17 protein-coding genes are annotated in these 19272 nt (G+C 71.5%); 11 read left to right on the top strand and 6 right to left on the bottom strand.

Features of this window, described 5'->3' with window-relative positions; genetic code table 11:
* The 7 genes from E1286_RS14405 to E1286_RS14375 all read left to right on the top strand — a co-directional run.
* Nucleotides 1–546, top strand: a 546-nt coding sequence (locus E1286_RS14405) for a cellulose binding domain-containing protein (protein WP_187368165.1), incomplete at its 5' end; no start/stop codon positions are given.
* Nucleotides 543–1067, top strand: a complete 525-nt coding sequence (locus E1286_RS14400) for a hypothetical protein (RefSeq protein WP_132612603.1) — start codon at nt 543–545, stop codon at nt 1065–1067. The genes E1286_RS14405 and E1286_RS14400, both read left to right, overlap by 4 nt.
* Nucleotides 1068–1413: 346 nt before the next feature.
* Complete coding sequence (locus tag E1286_RS14395; RefSeq protein WP_246074856.1) at nt 1414–3729, top strand: glycoside hydrolase family 6 protein; 2316 nt, start codon at nt 1414–1416, stop codon at nt 3727–3729.
* A 204-nt stretch (nt 3730–3933) separates the two neighbouring features.
* A complete protein-coding gene (locus E1286_RS14390; protein WP_132612601.1) occupies nt 3934–4830 on the top strand; it encodes a M23 family metallopeptidase in 897 nt (298 codons plus the stop codon).
* Between the two features lie 131 nt (nt 4831–4961).
* Complete coding sequence (locus E1286_RS14385) at nt 4962–5495, top strand: PadR family transcriptional regulator (RefSeq protein WP_132612599.1); 534 nt, start codon at nt 4962–4964, stop codon at nt 5493–5495.
* On the top strand, nt 5492–6232 hold the full coding sequence (locus E1286_RS14380; protein WP_132612597.1) for an ABC transporter ATP-binding protein: 741 nt from the start codon (nt 5492–5494) through the stop codon (nt 6230–6232). Before E1286_RS14385 ends, E1286_RS14380 begins: the two co-directional genes overlap by 4 nt.
* A 5-nt stretch (nt 6233–6237) precedes the next feature.
* Nucleotides 6238–8022, top strand: a complete 1785-nt coding sequence (locus tag E1286_RS14375) for an ABC transporter permease (RefSeq protein WP_132612595.1) — start codon at nt 6238–6240, stop codon at nt 8020–8022.
* On the opposite strand, the gene E1286_RS14370 is transcribed toward E1286_RS14375, so the two are convergent.
* The 5 genes from E1286_RS14370 to E1286_RS14350 form a co-directional block, all read right to left on the bottom strand.
* Nucleotides 8019–8417 (bottom strand): DnaJ family domain-containing protein, encoded by a 399-nt coding sequence (locus E1286_RS14370; protein WP_132612593.1) that lies wholly within the window; start codon nt 8415–8417, stop codon nt 8019–8021. The two genes, E1286_RS14375 and E1286_RS14370, sit on opposite strands and share 4 nt — an antisense overlap.
* A gap of 11 nt (nt 8418–8428) precedes the next feature.
* On the bottom strand, nt 8429–9328 hold the full coding sequence (gene folP, locus E1286_RS14365) for a dihydropteroate synthase (protein ID WP_223189951.1): 900 nt from the start codon (nt 9326–9328) through the stop codon (nt 8429–8431).
* Nucleotides 9329–9406: 78 nt separating this feature from the next.
* Nucleotides 9407–9871: an ATP-binding protein gene (locus E1286_RS14360; protein ID WP_132612591.1), complete on the bottom strand. Its 465-nt coding sequence runs from the start codon at nt 9869–9871 to the stop codon at nt 9407–9409.
* Nucleotides 9872–9973: 102 nt separating this feature from the next.
* On the bottom strand, nt 9974–11023 hold the full coding sequence (locus E1286_RS14355; RefSeq protein WP_132612589.1) for an NAD-dependent epimerase/dehydratase family protein: 1050 nt from the start codon (nt 11021–11023) through the stop codon (nt 9974–9976).
* A gap of 52 nt (nt 11024–11075) precedes the next feature.
* Complete coding sequence (locus E1286_RS14350) at nt 11076–12257, bottom strand: zinc-dependent alcohol dehydrogenase (protein ID WP_132612587.1); 1182 nt, start codon at nt 12255–12257, stop codon at nt 11076–11078.
* A 189-nt stretch (nt 12258–12446) separates the two neighbouring features.
* Here E1286_RS14350 and E1286_RS14345 point away from each other — a divergent pair, with 189 nt between their 5' ends.
* From E1286_RS14345 to E1286_RS14330, 4 genes are read left to right on the top strand one after another with little or no spacing between them, the layout of a single operon-like run.
* Nucleotides 12447–13496, top strand: coding sequence for a polyprenyl synthetase family protein (locus tag E1286_RS14345; RefSeq protein ID WP_132612585.1), 1050 nt, complete (start codon nt 12447–12449; stop codon nt 13494–13496).
* Nucleotides 13497–13542: 46 nt separating this feature from the next.
* Complete coding sequence (locus tag E1286_RS14340) at nt 13543–14952, top strand: family 2B encapsulin nanocompartment shell protein (RefSeq protein ID WP_132612583.1); 1410 nt, start codon at nt 13543–13545, stop codon at nt 14950–14952.
* A gap of 3 nt (nt 14953–14955) precedes the next feature.
* On the top strand, nt 14956–16338 hold the full coding sequence (locus E1286_RS14335) for a family 2B encapsulin nanocompartment shell protein (RefSeq protein WP_132612581.1): 1383 nt from the start codon (nt 14956–14958) through the stop codon (nt 16336–16338).
* A gap of 2 nt (nt 16339–16340) precedes the next feature.
* On the top strand, nt 16341–18530 hold the full coding sequence (locus E1286_RS14330) for a terpene synthase family protein (RefSeq protein WP_132612579.1): 2190 nt from the start codon (nt 16341–16343) through the stop codon (nt 18528–18530).
* Here the strand turns inward: E1286_RS14330 and E1286_RS14325 are convergent.
* A complete protein-coding gene (locus E1286_RS14325) occupies nt 18496–18825 on the bottom strand; it encodes an STAS domain-containing protein (RefSeq protein ID WP_132612577.1) in 330 nt (109 codons plus the stop codon). The genes E1286_RS14330 and E1286_RS14325 overlap by 35 nt on opposite strands.
* Nucleotides 18826–19272 lie beyond the last annotated feature (447 nt).

Here is a 19272-nt window from a genome sequence, read left to right as displayed (position 1 = left end):
ATAAGAGACAGCTACTGGAACACCCAGCTCCCGTCCGGCAAGTCCGGCCGGCACATCATCTTCACCCACTGGATCCGTTCCGACAGCAACGAGAACTTCTACAGCTGCTCCGACGTCGTCTTCGACGGCGGCAACGGCGAGGTGACCGGCGTCGGCCCCGGCGGCAGCGGCCCCGGCCCGTCGCAGCCGCCCACCGAGCCGCCCACCGAGCCGCCTACCGAGCCGCCACTGTCGAACGGCGCCTGCACCGCAACCTGGCGGGCCACCGACACCGGCTGGGCCGGCCACTTCCAGGGTGAGGTGACCGTCCGCAACACCGGCGCCGGCGCGATCAACGGCTGGACGGTGAAGTGGGCCTACACCGGCGGCCAGGGCTTCGACGGCTCGCCGTGGAACGGCGTGCTCACCGGCCGGCCACCGAACGTGACGGTCGGGAACGCCCCCTACAACGGCACGCTCGCGCCGAACGCCACCACCACGTTCGGCTTCAACGCCACCGGCTCGATCCCGAGCCCCGCTCCCGCCCTGACCTGCACGAGCCCGTGATCAAGCAGCGTCGCGGGCTCCTCGCGGCGATCGTCACCCTGGCCGGTCTGGTGCTGGCCGGGGTGACGCTGTTCGCCGCCAGGCAGCCGTCGTCACAGCTCGACGAGGAGCTCGCCGCCCAGGTGACCCTGGCCCTGGAAGGGGCCTCGCCCGGCGAGCACCACGCCCACGGCCACAGCTTCGACTCCCAGGTGGTGTGCGCCGTGGAGCCGTTCGGCGTCGAACCGGCGGACGCCGACTCGCTGGTCGAGGTGCGGTGGGTGTACGCCCGCCACATGTGCGCGATCACCGGGGAGAGCCCCGACTGGGCCGCCTCCGTACGGGCCGCCGGGCCGATCGCCGTCGAGATGGGCATCCCGCCCCGGATCGTGGTGCCGGAGCCGGGCGCCGGCTACCCGGAGCGGGTCCGGCGGATCGTCCCCGAGCGCTACCACGAGGAGGCGTTCGCGGACTTCTCCGACGACGCGGCGATCGAGGCGGCCCGCGAGCGGTTCGCGCCGGCCACCTCGGCCTCCCGATGAGCCGGCGAACGCAGAACGGACGCGGCCGGCAGGAGAAGCCGGCCGCGGCCGTCCCATTCGGGCGGCGGGGTGATGCCGGAGGAGCCTGCGCCGTAGACGGATCCAGGCCGCACTGTCGATGGGCCGTCGACGGAAGAATCCCCCGCGACGCCTCTCACCAGGCCGGCCGGATGAAAATTTCACCCTGTTCCGGGACGTTCGGCGAGCGTGCGGGGCGGCCGGCGCCTGCCCGGCCGCCGGCCGCTGTACAGGGCGGCGGGGGCGGCACACGATGGGAGCGCTCCCAGCCACCTGACCCTGGAGATGATCGCCTGTGAGACTCCACCGCGGCCTCCGCAGATGGGCCGTGACGACGACCGCCGTGAGCGTCGCGGCCCTGGGAATCGTCGTCGGCCAGGGCACGGCCGCGAACGCCGCCGTCGCCTGCGACGTCACCTACACCGCCAACTCGTGGACGAGCAGCCCCGGCCAGGGCGGCTTCACCGCGAGCATCACGTTGCGCAACACCGGTGACCCGCTCACGTCGTGGTCGCTGACCTTCGACTACCCCACGACCACCCAGCGGTACACGCCCAGCGGCTGGGGTGCGAACTGGAGCCAGCCGGGCACCCGCGTGACGGGGACGAACCTGGCGTACAACGGCAACCTGGCCACCGGGGCCTCCCTCAGCATCGGCTTCAACGGCACCTGGTCGGGCAGCAACCCGAACCCGGCGTCGTTCAGCGTCAACGGCACCTCCTGCGGCGGCACGACGCCGACCACCCCGTCGGTGGTCACCTCGGCCGGCTCGATCGCGGTGGACGAGGGCGGCACGGCGACGTTCACGGCCCGGCTGTCGGCGGCCCCACCCGCGAACGTCACCGTCACCACCACCAGGACCGGCGGCGACGCCGACCTCACCGTCTCCTCCGGTGCGAGCCTGACCTTCACCCCGCAGAACTGGGACACCCCGCAGGCGGTCACCCTGGCCGCCGCCCAGGACGCCGACACGACCGCGGGGACGGCCGCGTTCAGCCTCGCCGGCACCGGCGTGACCGGCGCCACGGTCAACGCGACCGAGGTGGACGACGACGCCACGGTGGAGCAGGCGATCATCGTGACCCCGGCGTCGGTGACCGTGCCGGAGGGCTCGACCGGCACGTACACCGTGCGCCTGGCCGCCCGGCCCGACGCGAACGTGACCGTCACCACGACCGCGGGCGGCGGCGACGCGAGCCTCACCGTCTCCTCCGGGGCCGGCCTCACCTTCACCCCGCAGAACTGGGACACCCCGCAGGCCGTCACCCTGGCCGCCGCCCAGGACGCCGACACGGCGAACGGCAGCCGTACGTTCACCGTCGCCGCCCCCGGCCTGACCTCGCGCACGGTCACCGCCACCGAGGCCGACGACGACGGCGGCAGCACGCCGGGCCACGTCGAGAACCCTTACGCCGGGGCCACCGGCTACGTCAACCCGAACTGGGCGGCCAAGGCCGCGGCCGAGCCCGGCGGCGACGCCGTCTCCGACCTCTCCACCGCCGTGTGGATGGACCGCATCGCCGCCATCGCCGGATCGTCGTCGGCCATGGGCCTGCGCGCCCACATGGACGAGGCCGTCCGGCAGGACGCCGCCAACGGCTCGGCGCCGCTGACCATCCAGGTCGTCGTCTACAACCTGCCGAACCGTGACTGCTCGGCGCTGGCCTCCAGCGGCGAGCTGCTCATCGCCGAGGACGGGTTCAACCGCTACAGGACGCAGTACGTCGACCCGATCGCCGCCATCCTCCGCGACCCCGCGTACGCGAACCTGCGCATCGTCACGATCATCGAGCCCGACTCCCTGCCGAACCTGGTCACCAACCTGAGCGTGCCCAAGTGCCAGGAGGCCAACGGCACCGGCGGCTACGTGGACGGCGTCCGCTACGCCCTCGACCGGCTGCACGCCATCCCGAACGTCTACACGTACGTGGACGCCGGGCACCACGGCTGGCTCGGCTGGGACTCGAACTTCACCCCGACGGTGAACCTCTTCCACAGCATGGCCACCGGCACCGCCGCGGGCGTGGACAGCGTGGACGGCTTCATCGTCAACACCGCCAACTACTCGGCCACCACCGAACCGCACTTCACGGTCAGCACCACCGTGAACGGCACGTCCGTCCGGGACTCGACCTGGGTGGACTGGAACCAGTACGTCGACGAGCAGGGCTTCGCCACCGCCCTGCGGGCCGCGCTCGTCAGCCGCGGCTTCGACGACGGGCTCGGCATGCTGATCGACACATCGCGCAACGGCTGGGGCGGCAGCGCCCGCCCGACCGGCCCGAGCACCTCCACCGACGTGGACGTCTTCGTCGACCAGTCACGCGTCGACCGGCGCATCCACGCCGGCAACTGGTGCAACCAGAGCGGCGCCGGCATGGGCGTCCGGCCCACCGCGAGCCCCGCGGCCGGCTTCGACGCCTACGTCTGGGTCAAGCCGCCGGGCGAGTCGGACGGATCCAGCAGGGAGATCGAGAACGACGAGGGCAAGCGCTTCGACCGGATGTGCGACCCGACGTACACGGGCAACGACCTGAACGGCAACAACCCGACGGGCGCCCTCGCCGACGCCCCGCTGTCAGGCCGCTGGTTCTCCGCCCAGTTCCGCGAACTCCTCCAGAACGCCTATCCGCCCATCAACTGACCCACCGAGGACGAAACCACCCCGACCCCTTCCCCAGCAGGAGAGGCCCGGCCCCAGGCCTCTCCTGCGCGTCGATCCGTCATCAACAAGACGTCGTAAAGTTTTCATTCCAACAGGGATTGATGAAGAGAAGTTTCGGGTCTATCTTCCTGATCAACGGGGCGCCCCCACTTACCCACCTGTCCAGAGAGGTGAGTAGTCCCCATGATCAGTTCCCTCAGCCGATCACCGATCCGCACATCCGCCGCCCTGGCCCTGCTGGTCACCCTGGCGGCGGCCCTGATCCCCCAGGCCGCATCGGCGCGGAGCACCGGCGTCCTCGCCAGCCACAAAAGCCCGTTCAACTGCGGAAAGACGTTCTACGCCAACAACTGGACCCCCTCGCACAACCCGTCAGGCTCCATCGACTGGCAGAGTTACGGGAGCGACGCCATCAACGGCGAGACCGTACGCGCCACCGCCGGAGGCACCGCCTACTTCAACGACGCGGGTAGCACCAGCTACGGCAAGTGGGTGGAGGTCCGTCACAGCGACGGCACCAGGACCCGCTACGCCCACCTGGCCACGATGGTGCGCGCGGCCGGCGGCTCGATGAGCGTCGGCCAGGGCACCGTGATCGGCACCGTCGGCTCGACGGGCGGCAGCACCGCCCCGCACCTGCACTACGAGCAGCGAACCTCCTCCGGCGCGGTCGACACCAGCCCGACCGTGGACGGCGTGACCGTGTCCCTGGGCCAGAAGAAGGCCATCACCAGCACCAACACCTGCGGCGGCGGGGCCAACCCCCACACGCCGGAGGAGGTCTGCGGCAGCGGTTACGCGGTCATCGACTCGGCCGCTCTCACCGGTGGCCGCACGTACCTGCTCTACAACTCCAGCAACGGCTACAACTGCGTCACGACGCTGAAGACGACGAATGTCGGCACCGCCTCGTCGATGTCGGCCTTCCTCGAACCGCAGGGCGAGGCCAGGGCGACCGACTCAGGCAGCTACGGCTACTACGCCGGGCCTGTCAGGCTTTCTGCTCCGGGACAGTGCGTCAGGTGGGGCGGCTCGATCGGCAGCAGCTCGTACACGAGTCCCTTCGAACACTGCGACTGAGCCAGAACTCCCGCTGATCGCATGACCGCCGGGCCCAGGACTACTCCTGGGCCCGGCTTCGTGGTTCTCGCGCTGGTTTGACGCCCCTTACGGCTAACCGCTATCTATTGGCTAACCGTTAGGGGGTCCGCGTGCAAGACGCAGTGCTGGCGATGCTCGCCAAAGAGCCGTCACACGGGTACGACCTGCGCGCCCGGCTGCGGCAGAGCCTCGGCCCGCTGGGCGAGTCGATGAACCCCGGCCAGATCTACGTGACGCTGGCCCGGCTGGAAAAGGCCGGGCTCGTCATCTGTGAGCGGGCGGGCGGCCTGCCCGAGCGGCCGGAGCGCAAGGTTTACGCGCTGACGCCGGCCGGGCAGCAACGGGTGACGGCCTGGCTGGCCGAGGTGGGCTGGCCGAAACCGGACCTGGCGGAGTTTCATCTCAAGCTCGCCGCTGCCGCCTCGGCCCGGCTGGCCGACCCGGTGGAGCTCATCGCGGCGCAGCGCCGTGAGTTGCTGCGCCGCTTGCGTGAGGCGCAGCACGCCGCGCTGGCCGAGCCGGCGGGGGCGGGCGCCGGCCTGCTGCTGGAAGGGGTCGTGCTGCGGTTGCAGGCGGACCTGCGCTGGCTGGATGCCTGTGAGCGGGTCTGGTCCAAGGTCGATGACGAAGTCGAGGGTGGATGAACGTGTCAGGTGCCGCGGTCCGGGCCTGCGGCCTGGTGAAGACGCATGGTCAGGGGCAGAGCCGGGTCCGCGCGGTGGACGAGGTCGACCTGGAGGTGCCTCAGGGACAGATGCTGGCGGTGATGGGCCCCAGCGGCTGCGGGAAATCCACGCTGCTGCACCTGCTCGGCGGCCTGGAGCGGCCCACCGGTGGGGAGGTGTGGGTGGCCGGGCGGCGCATCGACACCATGAGCGAGCGAGCCTTGGCGCGGCTGCGGCGCCGGTCGGTGGGGTTCATCTTCCAGGCCTTCCACCTGGTGGAGGAGTTGTCGGCGGCTGAGAACGTGGAGCTGCCCGCGCTGCTGGCCGGGCGCTCGCGCCGCCAGGCCAGGCGGCGCGCGAGCCTGCTGCTGGAACGGGTCGGGCTCGCCGAGCGCGCCCGGCATCTGCCGTCGCAGCTGTCCGGCGGGCAGCGTCAGCGCGTCGCCGTCGCTCGCGCGCTGGTCAACGACCCGCTGATGGTCCTGGCCGACGAGCCGACCGGCAACCTCGACACCGCGGCGACCCTCGACGTGCTGAGGATCTTCGAGGAGCTGCGTTCCGCGGGGCAGACCTTCGTGATCGTCACGCATGACGAACGGGTGGCGGCCACAGCGGATCGGCTGGTCTCGATGCGCGACGGGATGTTCGTCGACGACACCTGGCTGGCCGGCTCCCACGCGCGCGGGCTCGGCGGGTTGATCGGGCTGGAGGGCTGAACGTCATGGGCTCCATCGTGCTCGTCGCGCGACTCGTGCTGGCCGACCTCCGCAGGCACAAGGCCCAGGCCGCGATGCTCCTGCTCGCGGTGACCGTGGCCACCGCCACGATGGCCCTGGGCCTGTCCGTGCGCGACGTGAGCGAGGCGCTGTACGAGCAGACCCGCGCGGCCACCGCCGGGCCGGACGTGGTGGCGCTCTCCGGCGACACGGGCCCCGCCGTGGCCTCGGCCCTGGCCTCGCTGGCGGACGCTCCCGAAGTGGTCGCCCACCATGGCCCCTACCGCGTCGTCTACGCCGATCTCACCGCACGCGGCCTCAGCTCCAACGTGGTGGTGCACGGCTTCGCCGACAAGCCCGGCGCGGTCAACCGGCCGCTGGTGACCTCGGGCCGCTGGGTACGCTCCGGCGGCACGGTCCTCGAACGCGGTTTCGCCACCGCGCTGGGCGTCGGCGCCGGCGACCGCGTCACCATCGCCGGCCGGTCGTACCCGGTCGTCGGGATCGCCGTCACCGCGGCCACCTCCGTCTACCCCGGGGCGGCGCAGATCGGCCCGGGCGGCGGCCCCACCGACTACAGCGGCCTGGCCTGGATGACCCGATCAGACGCCAGGAAACTGGCGTCGTCCCGGGATCTCCCGGTGACCATGGCCCTGGACCTCAAGCTGCGCGACCCCGCCGCCACCGAGACCTTCAGCGACGCCCACCGCGACTCCGCCGTGAGGATCAACTTCCGCTCCTGGCAGTTCACGGCCCAGCAGGACATGGGCATCCTCAAGCACAGCCAGCCGATCCTGGTCGTCGGCAGCTACCTGATCAGCTTCCTGGCCATCACCGGAGTGGCCGCGCTGGCCGCGGGACGCGCCGCCGAGCAGACGCGCCGGGCCGGGCTGCTCAAGGCCGTCGGCGCCGCCCCGGGTCTGATCGCCACCGTCCTGCTCACCGAGTACCTGGCCCTGGCGCTGGCCGGCGACGCGCTGGGACTGGTGGTCGCCCGCCTGACCGCGCCCGTCATCGCCGGCCCCACCGCCAGCCGGATCGGCGATGTGGCCGGGCCGACCGCCGCCACCGTGGCGACGGCGACCGTCCTCGCCGTGGCGGTGGCGGTGCTGTCCACCCTGCGCCCCACGCTGCGCGCCCTGCGCACGGCGACCGTCACGGCGCTGACCGCCACCGCGCACCAGCCCCGTCACCGCCCCTGGATCACCGCGCTGTCCGCGCTGCTGCCCACGCCGCTGCTGCTCGGGCTGCGGCTGACCGCCCGCAGACCGGGCCGCGCCGTGCTGCAGGCGTGCTCCACCGCCACCACGGTGATCGCGATCGTCGCCCTGCTGACCATCCACGCCCAGACGGAGAGGGGCTACGGGCTGGACGGCTCCGCCGCCCTGCCCAACCTGCGCGGCGAGCACGACCGCCACCTGATGCTGGCCGTCGCCATCCTGCTGGTCGCACTCGCCGTCGTGAACACCATCACCTTCACCTGGACCACTGCCATGGAGGCCCGGGCGAACATGGCCATCGCCCGCACGCTCGGCGCCACCCCCGGGCAGATCACCGCGGGACTGTCCACCGCCCAACTCCTGCCCAGCCTGCCCGGCGCCATCGTCGGCGTTCCCCTGGGCACCGGCCTGCTCTCGCTCTTCGCCGCCAGGAACGCGGTGGACGCCCCCTCCTCCTGGCTGCTCGGCGCCGCACTCGCGACCCTCCTGGCGACGGCGGCGTTCACCGCCCTGCCCGCACGCCTGGCGGCGCGCCGCCCCGTGGCGCAGGCCCTCAGCGCCGAAGGCTAGCGCTGCCCGCGCCACTCCGAGACGACCGCGTCCACGTCGTACGGCATCAGGTTGAGCGGAGGGCCGGACAGGCCGGTTCTGATCGCTTCGCGGATCTTGTGGTTGATGTCCTCGACGATCTGCCGCACCTCGGTCTCGGAACGGGCCCCGCGCGCCTCGGCCAGCGCCTCCTCCGCCTCCTTGCGCAGCGCCAGGGTGGGCGGCAGGGGCATCGACAACCCCTCGCTCTCGATCTTCTGCTTGATCCACCACATCTCGTCGAGGTGCCGGTCGAGCCCGGGCAGCGGCTTGCCCTTGCCCGGCAGGTCGTTGAACTCGCCCCGCTCCTCGGCCTCGCGGATCTGCCGGTCGATCCAGGTCTCGAAGGGGAAGCCGACGGGCTTGCGTTCGGTCACGTACGCTCTCCTCACGCGAGGTTGTGACTTGGTGCCATGGGGCCGCGCCACCCGAGCACGGCCTCGGTCATGCGTACGGACGCGACCGTCGCGGCCACGTCGTGCACGCGCAGGATGCGGGCGCCTTTGAGGATGGAGACGACGTTGGCGGCGATCGTGCCCTCGGTCCGCTGCCCCTGGGGCCGGTCGAGGGTCTCGCCGATGAAGTCCTTGTTGGACAGCGCCACCAGCGTCGGGTATCCGATCGCGGTGATCTCCTCGAGCCGGCGCGTCAGCTCCAGGGAGTGGAAGGTGTTCTTGTTCAGGTCGTGCCCGGGATCAATGACGATCTTGTCGGGCCCGACACCGGCCTTCAGCGCGTACGCGACCCGCTCCTGCAGGTACGCGGCCACCTCGGCGACGACGTCGGCGTAGCTCGGCCGCAGGACCCGCCGGCCGGGGCCGCCGAGGCTGTGCGTGACGACCACGGCGGCGCCCGTCTCGGCCGCGACCTCGGCCATGCCCGGCTCGCGCAGCCCGTTGGTGTCGTTGATGACGTCGGCCCCGGCCTCGACGGCCGCCCTGGCCACCTCGGGCCGGTGGGTGTCGACCGAGATCACGGCGTCGGTGGCGGCCCTGACCCGGGTGATGACCGGCACGACCCGCTCGATCTCCTCGGCGGCCTCGATCGGGTCCTGTGCGGCGCTGAAGGCGAACCCGCCGATGTCGACCCAGTCGGCGCCCTGCTCCACGGCCTTGACGGCGGCCGACACCGCGCTGTCGAGCGCGAAGGTGCGGCCCTGGTCGTGGAAGGAGTTGGGCGTGCGGTTGACGATGGCCATGATCGCCACCTGGCGCTCGAAGTCGAACTCCCGCCGACCGATGCGCCGGACGGGAGAGATGATCCCGGGGGAAAGCTTCTCGCCGCTCAACGTAGTGATCCCTTTCCGTCCCCTCGAGACTACCTGGCGGCCCGCCGGCTCAGATGGGCCAGGTCAGACGGGGCGGGATCAGGTGCCGAAACGGCCGAGCAGCCGGGATCCGGGCGCCGACACCCGGATCCCTCGCATGCCCCCGCGGACGCGCCGGCGCGGTAACCGCATGGTCAGCCGGACCGTGGTGCCGCCGGGGCCGGTGCGGAAGTCGGCCTCGTCGCACAGGCGGCGGATCAGGAAGATGCCCCGTCCGTAGTCGGCGCGTTCGGACGGCGTGCGGTCCTCCCGTACGTACGCCTCGGGGATGCCGGCGCCGTGGTCGGTCGTCTCGGAGCAGATGACGCCGTTCACCGTCCACAGCTTGAGAAAGCCGCGGCCGCCCGCGTGCTCCACGACGTTGACCACGCTCTCGTGCACGGCCAGTACGAAGTCGTCCCTGCGTGAGCCGTGCAGCCCCGCCTGTTCGGCCTTCTCCGCCACCGCTCGGCGCAGCCGGGTCACGTCGACCTCGGTGAAGGGTTCGGCCATCAGCGTGCGCATGCGTCTCCTCGTGTCATGACCGACGACACGGAAGCCGCGCTGCGCGGCCTCGCGCAGCCCCCTCCCTCGCCTGCGGGGAACGGGCTGCGCGAGGTCATGACGTCACGGCCGCCGGCCGATCCCCGTCGCGAGCTCGCGTACCCGGCCCGCCGGCCCCTTGTCGGGCGCCAGCGGGGCGGTCTCCATGCCGGCGCCGTCGTGCAGTCCGTCGAACAGTTCGCGCAGGGCCTGCAGGGACGAGTGCCGCGGCGTCCACCCCAGCACCTCTCTGGCCCGGTCGGTCTTCATGATCGGCATCCGCAGGACGAGCTCCAGCAGCCCCGGCGCGGCGGGCAGCAGCCGCAGGTGCCAGCCCGCGGCCATGACCGCCTTGGCCATGCGCTCCGGCACCCGCACCGTGCGGGCCCCGAGCAGCCCGGCGAGCTCGTTCGGGCCGATCACCGGCTCCGCCGCCAGGTTGAACGCGCCCCGCGCCCGCCCGGTAACGGCCAGCCGGTACGCCTGCGCGGCGTCCTCGGCGTGCAGCACCTGCATCCGCAGCCCGGGGATGTCAGGGACGAACGGGATCCGTCCGGTCTTGACCAGCCGCCCGGGCACGAACGGTCCGCCGAACAACCTCCGCTGCTCGGTGGCCGCCGCCCGCTGGAAGATGAACCCGGGACGCATCCGCACCACGCGGACGGTCGGGTGGTCGTGCTCGAAGACGTCGAGCACCCGCTCGACGTACGCCTTCTCCCGCCCGTACGCGGCGCCGGGCCAGCCGTGTGTGGGCCAGCTCTCGTCCACCGGCTGGTCCTTGGGCGCCGGCGAGTACGCCCCCACGGAGGAGGCGTGCACCAGGGACGGCACTCCGGCCTCGGCGACCGCGCGGAAGACCCGCATGCTGCCCAGCACGTTGGCCCGCCACGTGACCGCGGGGCTCCTGGTCGGCTGGAACAGCCACGCCAGGTGCACCACCGCGTCGGCGCCGTCGAAGATCCGCGTCAGGTCGGCGGTGGCCACGTCGGCCTGACGCCAGTCGGTGCGATCGACCCGCCAGCCGGGCAGCCGCCGGGCGACACCCACGATCGAGGTCACGCTGTCGTCCGCGGCCAGTGCGCGCACCACGGAGGTGCCGACGTTCCCGGTGGCTCCCACCACAACGACTCTCATGCGTGCTCCGCTGCCCGGGGCGGGGCCCGTGAAACGCGCGTGAACTGCCCCGTTACGGCTTCAGCAGGATCTTGACCGCGCCGTCGGCCTTCTTCTGGAACATCTCGTACGCCTCGGGCGCCTGCTCCAGCGGCATCCGGTGGGTGGTGAAGTCCATCACGCCGAGCGGGTCGGTGTCGTCGGTGAGCAGCGGCATGAGCGCGCTGATCCACTTCCTGACGTTCGCCTGGCCCATGCGGATGGTGATGCCCTTGTCGAACATGCGCAGCATCGGCATCGGGTCGGTCATGCCGCCGTAGACGCCGGTGATGGAGATGACGCCACCGCGGCGGACGGAGTCGATGGCCTGGTTGAGCGCCGCGAGCCGGTCCACGCCGGCGTTCGCCATGAGCGGCGCGGCGACCACGTCGGGCAGCAGCCCGGTGATCGTCTGGGCGAGCTTGGCGGCGGGCGAGCCGTGCGCCTCCATGCCGACGGCGTCGATGACGGAGTCGGTGCCGCGCCCGTCCGTACGCTGCCGGATCTCCCCCGGCACGTCGGACACCTCGCTGGCGTCGACGACCTCGATGCCGTGGCGGCGGGCCATCTCCAGGCGGGCGGTGACGCCGTCCACGCCGATGACGCGGTGGCCCAGGTGGCGGGCGATGCGGGCGCTCATCTGGCCGATGGGGCCGAGGCCGAAGACGGCCACGCTGCCGCCCTCGGGGATGTGGGCGTACTCGACGGCCTGCCAGGAGGTCGGCAGCACGTCGGACAGGTACACGAAGCGCTCGTCCGGCGGCCCCTCCGGGACCTTGATCGGGCCGAACTGGGCCTCGGGCACCCGCAGGTACTCGGCCTGCCCGCCGGGCACGTGGCCGTAGAGCTTGGTGTAGCCGAACAGCGCCGCGCCCATGCCGTGCTCGCGCACCTGGGTGGTCTCGCACTGCGCGTAGAGCTCCATCCCGCACATGTGGCAGTGACCGCAGGCGATGTTGAACGGGATGACGACGCGGTCGCCGGGCTTGATGGTGCTGATGCCGGACCCGACCTCCTCGACGATCCCCATGGGCTCGTGCCCGAGGATGTCGCCTTCGGCCATGAACGGCCCGAGCACCTCGTACAGGTGCAGGTCGGAGCCGCAGATGCCGCTGCTGGTGACCCTGATGATCGCGTCGTTCGGTTCCTTGATGGCCGGGTCGGGGACCTCCTCCACCCGTACGTCGCGCTTGCCGTGCCAGGTGACTGCTTTCATGCTCGTCTCCTTCACTGCCGGGGGCACAACTGCCGCATACCCCTACATAGAGCCTCAAACGGCGAGCCTTTCTGGGCCGGTCGGTACATCTGAGGCAAGAGAAATCTCGAGTGGCGGAAGACTCTTTACACGATCCGTATTCGATGAGTAACTGATGGTAGTCACCGACGTACCGAAGGAGCCGCACCCATGCCGGTGGGCCTCACCCAGCAGACCTTGGGTTCACGTATCGACGAACGCCTCAGCGGCTTTCTGGGGTCCTGCCGGACTCCCATCTCCGATCCCGGCGTCGAGGCGGCGTACACGCTGCTGACCGACTTCATCCTGGGCGGCGGCAAGCGCGTGCGGCCTCAGCTGTGCTACTGGGGCTGGCGCGGCGCCGGCGGCGACGACTGCGACGAGATCGTCAGCGCCGCCGCGGCCCTGGAGCTGTGCCACGCGGGCCTGCTCATCCACGACGACATCATGGACGACAGCGACCTGCGCCGGGGCCGGTTCACCGTGCACCGCAACCTCGCCCTGCTGCACCGCGGCCCGGGCGCCGACGCGTTCGGCCGGGCCGGCGGCATCCTGCTCGGCACGCTCAGCCTCGCCTGGGCCGACGCGCTGCTGTCGTCGTGCGGCATCGACCCGATACGGCTGCGCGCCGCCCACCACCTGTTCGACGCCATGCGCACGGAGGTCATCAGCGGCCAGTACCTCGACGTCCTCGCCCAGCTCCGCTCCGGGGCCACCGAGGCCGAGGCTCTGACGGTGATCCGCTACAAGAGCGCCAAATACACCGTCGAACGGCCGCTGCAGATCGGCGGCGCCCTGGCCGGCGCCGACCTCGACCTGCTCGACGCCTACTCGCGGTTCGGTGTGCCGCTCGGGGAGGCGTTCCAACTGCGCGACGACGTGCTGGGCACGTTCGGCTCGTCGCGGGAGACCGGCAAGTCCGCGCTCGACGACCTGCGCGAGGGCAAGCAGACGGTGATGTTCGCCTACGCCGTCCAGCAGGCCACCCCCGCCCAGCTCGCCCATCTGCGGACCTGGCACGGCAACCCCGAGCTGACCGAGGACCGCGCCGCCGAGCTGCGCCGGATCCTCGTCGAGACCGGCGCGCTGGCCAGGGTCGAGACGCTGATCGGCGAGCGGGTGCGGGAGGCCATGTCGGCCCTCGCCGAGGCGCGCGTCGCCCCCGAGGCGGCCGACGAGCTGGCGCTGATGGCCGACCGGCTCGCCCACCGCACCAAGTGATCTTTCCTCCCACCACCAGGCCGCACTCTGAGATTGGCGGAACACCATGACGGAAACGACGCACTCGACCATGCCCGGAAACGGGGACGGGCAGCTCAGTCTGAGCACCGACGCCGCGAGGCAACTTTCGACCACGACCAAGACCCCGCCGCAGATGCAGGAGATCACCTCCCGCTGGCTGCTGCGGCTGCTGCCGTGGGTGCAGTGTTCCGGCGGCGTGTTCCGGGTCAACCGCAGGCTCACCTACACACTGGGTGACGGCCGGATCACCTTCACCGCGACCGGGTCGGAGGTGCGGGTCATCCCGGCCGAGCTCACCGAGCTGCCCCTGTTGCGCGGCTTCGACGACATGGAGGTGCTCGAAGCGCTGGCCGGCCGTTTCACCCAGCGGGAGGTCGAGGCGGGCGAGAGGATCGTCTCCGAGGGCGCTCCCGCCGACCGGCTCGTGCTGATCGTCCACGGCCGCGTGGCCAAGATCGGGCGCGGCGCGTACGGCGACGAGCAGGACCTCGGCGTGCTGGCCGACGGCGACCACCTCGGCGAGCAGTCCCTGACCGACGGCGGCGAGTACGCCTTCACCGCGCGCGCCAAGACGGCCACCACCGTGCTCAGCCTCTCCCGGCACGACTTCGACCAGATCGCCGCGCAGTCCCCCGCCCTGCGCGAGCACGTCGACACATGGCGCGCCGGCGGCTCGCGCGCCACCAACGACTACGGCGAGGCCGCCATCGACCTGTCCGCCGGCCACGTCGGCGAGGCTGTGCTACCCGGCACGTTCGTCGACTACGAGCAGAGCCCCCGCGAGTACGAACTGAGCGTGGCCCAGACCGTCCTGCGCGTGCACAGCCGGGTCTCGGACCTGTACAACCAGCCGATGAACCAGCTGGAGCAGCAGCTGCGGCTGACGATCGAGGCCCTGCGCGAGCGCCAGGAGCACGAGCTGATCAACAACCGGGGGTTCGGCCTGCTGCACAACGCCGACTTCAGCCAGCGTATCCGCACCCGCTCAGGCCCTCCCACCCCCGACGACCTCGACGACCTGCTGGCGCTGGTGTGGAAGGAGCCGGCGTTCTTCCTGGCCCATCCGCAGGCCATCGCCGCCTTCGGCCGCGAGTGCAGCAAGCGCGGCCTCTACCCGCAGGCCAGTGAGGTCGGCGGGCACCGGGTGCCGGCCTGGCGCGGCGTGCCGATCTTCCCGTGCAACAAGATCCCGGTCTCCGCCACGCGCACGACGTCGTTCCTGCTGATGCGTACCGGCCAGGAGAACCAGGGCGTCGTCGGGCTGCACCAGACCGGCATCCCGGACGAGTACCAGCCGAGCCTGTCGGTGCGGTTCATGAACATCAACGAAAAGGCGATCATCTCCTACCTGGTCAGCGTCTACTACTCGGCCGCCGTCCTGGTGCCCGACGCGCTCGGCGTCCTGGAGGACGTCGAGCTCGGCCGGAACGACTAGCCGATGACGGGGGCCGAACGGCTGAGCCTCGACACCGCGGCGGCGCGCGCGCTCGCCACGACGACCAAGACCGTCCCGCAGACGCTGGAGGTCACCCCGCGCTGGCTGCTGCGGGTGCTGCCGTGGGTGGACGTCGAGGCCGGGGTCTACCGGGTGAACCGCCGGCTGACGTACCCCGTCGGCGGCGGCCGGGTGAGCTTCTCCAACGCCGGCTCCCGCGTCCGGGTCGTCCCGCCGAGCCTGGCCGAGCTGCCCCCTCTGGGCGGCCTGGCGGATGACCCGGTGCTGGACACCCTGGCGGGGCGCTTCGAGCAGCGGGAGTACGACCGCGGCGACACGATCGTCCAGGCCGGACAGCCGGCCGGCGAACTGCTGATCATCGCGCACGGCAAGGCGATCAGGCTCCAGACCGGCGCGTACGGCGACCGCGTCGTCGCCGGCTCGCTGGCCGGGGGCGACCATGCCGGCTCCGGCCCGCCCGCCGAGGGCGCGGTGTGGGAGCACACGCTGGAGGCCGGCACCCCGTGCACGGTGCTGGCCCTCCCGTGGACCGAGCTGCACGCCCTGGCCGAACGGTCGCCGGCGCTGCGCGAGGCGCTCGACCGCCACCGCGCCCTGCTCGCCCGGCCGCGCAACCGGTGGGGCGAGGCGGCGATCGTCACGGCGGCCGGGCATCGCGGCGAGCCGGCGCTGCCCACCACGTTCGCCGACTACGACCCCGGCCCCCGCGAGTACGTGATGAGTGTGTCGCAGACCGTGCTACGCCTGCACACCCGGGTCACCGACCTCTACAACGACCCGATGGATCAGAAGGAGCAGCAGGTCAAGCTGACCGTCGAGGCGATACGCGAGTCGCAGGAGCGAGAGCTGCTGAACAACCGCGACTTCGGCCTGCTGCACCAGGCCGACCCGCGCCAGCGCGTCCAGACCCGCACGGGCCCGCCCACCCCCGACGACCTGGACGAGCTGCTCTGCCGCAGGAAGAAGTCGCGGTTCTTCCTGGCCCACCCGCGCGCCATCGCCGCCTTCCACCGCGAGTGCAGTGCCCGGGGCATCTACCCCGACAGCGTCGAGCTGCACGGCTCCCGGCTGACCGCGTGGCGCGGCGTGCCCGTCCTGCCCTGCGACAAGATCCCGGTGAGCCGGACCGGCACCAGCTCGATCCTGGTGCTGCGCACCGGCGAGGACGACCAGGGCGTCGTCGGCCTGCGCCCGGCCGAGCTGCCCGGCCAGGTCGAGCCGGGGGTGAGCGTGACGTTCACCGGCATCGACCGGAGAGCCGTCGCGTCGTACCTGGTCAGCGCCTACTACTCGGCCGCGGTGCTGGTGCCGGACGCCCTCGGAGTGCTGGAGGGCGTCGAGCTGAACTCTCACGTCAAGGAGTGACCTTGTCCCAGCCGTTCGTCCTGCCCGACTTCTACGTGCCGTACCCCGCCCGGCTCAACCGGCATCTCGAAGAGGCGCGCGTGCACTCCAGACGGTGGGCGCGCGACATGGGCATGCTGGAGGGGTCGGGCGTCTGGGAGCAGGCCGACCTCGACGCCCACGACTATCCGCTGCTGTGCGGCTACACCCATCCCGACTGCGACGCCGCCGAACTCTGCCTGATCACCGACTGGTACGTGTGGGTGTTCTTCTTCGACGACCACTTCCTGGAGGTCTTCAAGCGCACCGGCGACCTGGCGGGCGGCAAGGAGTACCTGGCCCGGCTGGCCGCGTTCATGCCGATGGGCGACGGCGGGGCCGTGCCCGAGCCGGTCAACCCGGTCGAGGCGGGGCTGGCCGACCTGTGGCCGCGTACGGTGCCGGGCATGTCGGCCGGCTGGCGGGCGCGCTTCGCCGAGAGCACCCGCAACCTGCTCAACGAGTCGCTCTGGGAGCTGGCCAACATCAACCGGGGCCGGGTGGCGAACCCGGTCGAGTACATCGAGATGCGGCGCAAGGTCGGCGGCGCCCCCTGGTCCGCCGGGCTCGTCGAGCACGCCGTGGGGGCCGAGGTACCGGCCCGCATCGCCGCGACCCGGCCGATGCGGGTGTTGCGCGACTCCTTCTCCGACGCCGTCCACCTGCGCAACGACCTGTTCTCCTACCAGCGGGAGGTCGGCGACGAGGGCGAGCTGAGCAACGGCGTGCTCGTGCTGGAGAAGTTTCTTGGCTGCGGCACACAGGAGGCGGCCGACGCGGTCAACGACCTGCTCACCTCGCGACTGCAGCAGTTCGAGCACACGGTCTTCACCGAGCTGGGTCCGCTGTTCGCCGAGCACATGATCGACCCCGTCAGCGCCGCCGGGGTGATGGCCTACGTCAAGGGGCTGCAGGACTGGCAGTCGGGCGGGCACGAGTGGCACATGCGCTCCAGCCGCTACATGAACCAGGACGTGCGCAAGGACCGGCCGTTCGGCATGTCGCCGCTGACCGGCCTGGTGGGCGCCAAGCGGGTGCGCAGCCATACGCACGTGCCGTACCAGCGGGTGGGGCCGTCGGTGATCCCCGACCTGTACGTGCCGTACGAGCTGCGCCTGTCACCCCACCTCGACCACGCGCGGCGCAGCACGGTGACCTGGTGCGCGAGCATGGGCATGCTCGAACCCCAGAACGGCGCGGCGGTGTGGGACGAGCGCAAACTGGTCGACTACGACCTGCCGCTCTGCGCGGCGGGCCTGCACCCCGACGCCACCCCGGAGGAGCTCGACCTGGCCTCGTTCTGGCTGGCCTGGGGCACGTACGGCGACGACTACTTCCCCGTCGTCTTCGGCCGGACGCGCAACCTGGCGGCGGCCAAGGTCACGGTGGACCGGTTCGGCGGCTGCATGCCGCTCGACGGCACGCCCGCCCCTCCGCCGGCGAACGCGCTCGAACGCGGGCTGGCCGACGTGTGGGCGCGCACGGCCGGGCCGATGCCGCCCGAAGACCGGCGCAAGCTGCGGGCGGCGGTCGAGGAGATGTGCGAGGGCTGGCTGTGGGAGCTGGCCGGCGAGATCGCCCACCGCGTCCCCGACCCGGTCGACTACCTGGAGATGCGCAGGCTGACCTTCGGCTCCCAGCTCACGATGAGCCTGTCCCGGCTGCGCCACTCCAAGGGCATCCCGGACGAGTTCTACGCCAGCGGGCCGATGGTGGCCGCCGAGAACGCCATGATGGACGCCGGCGCGCTGCTCAACGACGTCTTCTCGTACCAGAAGGAGATCGAGTTCGAGGGCGAGGTGCACAACTGCGTCCTGGTGGTGCAGAACTTCTTCGGGTGCGACCACCCCACCGCGCTGTCCATCGTCGACGACCTGCTGGCCGCCCGCGTACGGCAGTTCGAGCACATCGTCGAGCATGAGCTGCCGATCGTGTGCGACGACTTCGGCCTCGGCGACGGGGCGCGGCGCGACCTCGACGCGTTCGTGACCGAGCTGCGCGACTGGCTGGCGGGCATCTACAACTGGCACCGCGGCTGCTTCCGCTACGACGAGGCGACGCTGCGCCGCCACCACCAGCCGCGCCCGTTCCGGCTCGGTGGGCCCACCGGCCTCGGCACGTCGGCCGCGCTGATCGTGCCTAGGGTGCCGTCGGCCGGCAGGACCACCCCATGATGTGAAGAAGCCGCTGCTGGTACGGCGTGACGTTGTGCAGGCGGATCCACCGCTGTGACGGCGGCAGCGCGGGCAGCGCCAGCACCCGCAGGCCGGAGACGTCGACGAAGGTCAGCCGGCCGATGTCGACGACGATGTGGGGGCCCGTGCGGCACTCGGCCAGCGCACTGGCCAGCGCGGGGCTGTTGCTGGCGTCGATCTGGCCGAACAAGGTGACGGTCGGCACGCCCGGCGCCATGGCCACCGTGATCCTGAGTTGCTCGTCCTGGTAGAGCAGCCGCTCCTGGATGTCCACGCTCCACGCACCCCCCAACACGCGCTCTGGGGGTTGTCCTGCCGTACTGTCGGCGGCCGGGATGACCACCGAACAATTCCGGCGATTAGCCCGAATCCAGGCTACACGAGCTATGTGGCACTATGTATTTTTCGCCGTGATATGACCGTATTACGGGGAAAGTATGGAGGGGAGCGCTTTCCGAACAGGCCGGCCGTACCCGCGCCGACCACGGACGTGACAGACGATGGCCCGTTCGGAAGGGTGATCTACCTCGACGGGCCTCACCGCGTCCCCGCCCGGCGGGGCAGAGGTGCCGCCAAGGGTGTTGACCTGCGGCGGAGTCGCCTCGCGGACGGAGGGTCCCGGCGCTCGCCGGGGACGTGTAGGCCGAGGCGCTCTCGGCCGGGGCCGCTGCGGGCGGCCCGCGGAATGCTCCGCCTTTCCTCCTCCTTCTTCACCGGGAAT

It is taken from the genome of Nonomuraea terrae, assembly GCF_004348995.1.
GTDB classification, from domain to species: Bacteria; Actinomycetota; Actinomycetes; order Streptosporangiales; family Streptosporangiaceae; genus Nonomuraea; species Nonomuraea terrae.
This window is presented reverse-complemented; position numbering and strand designations above follow the sequence as displayed.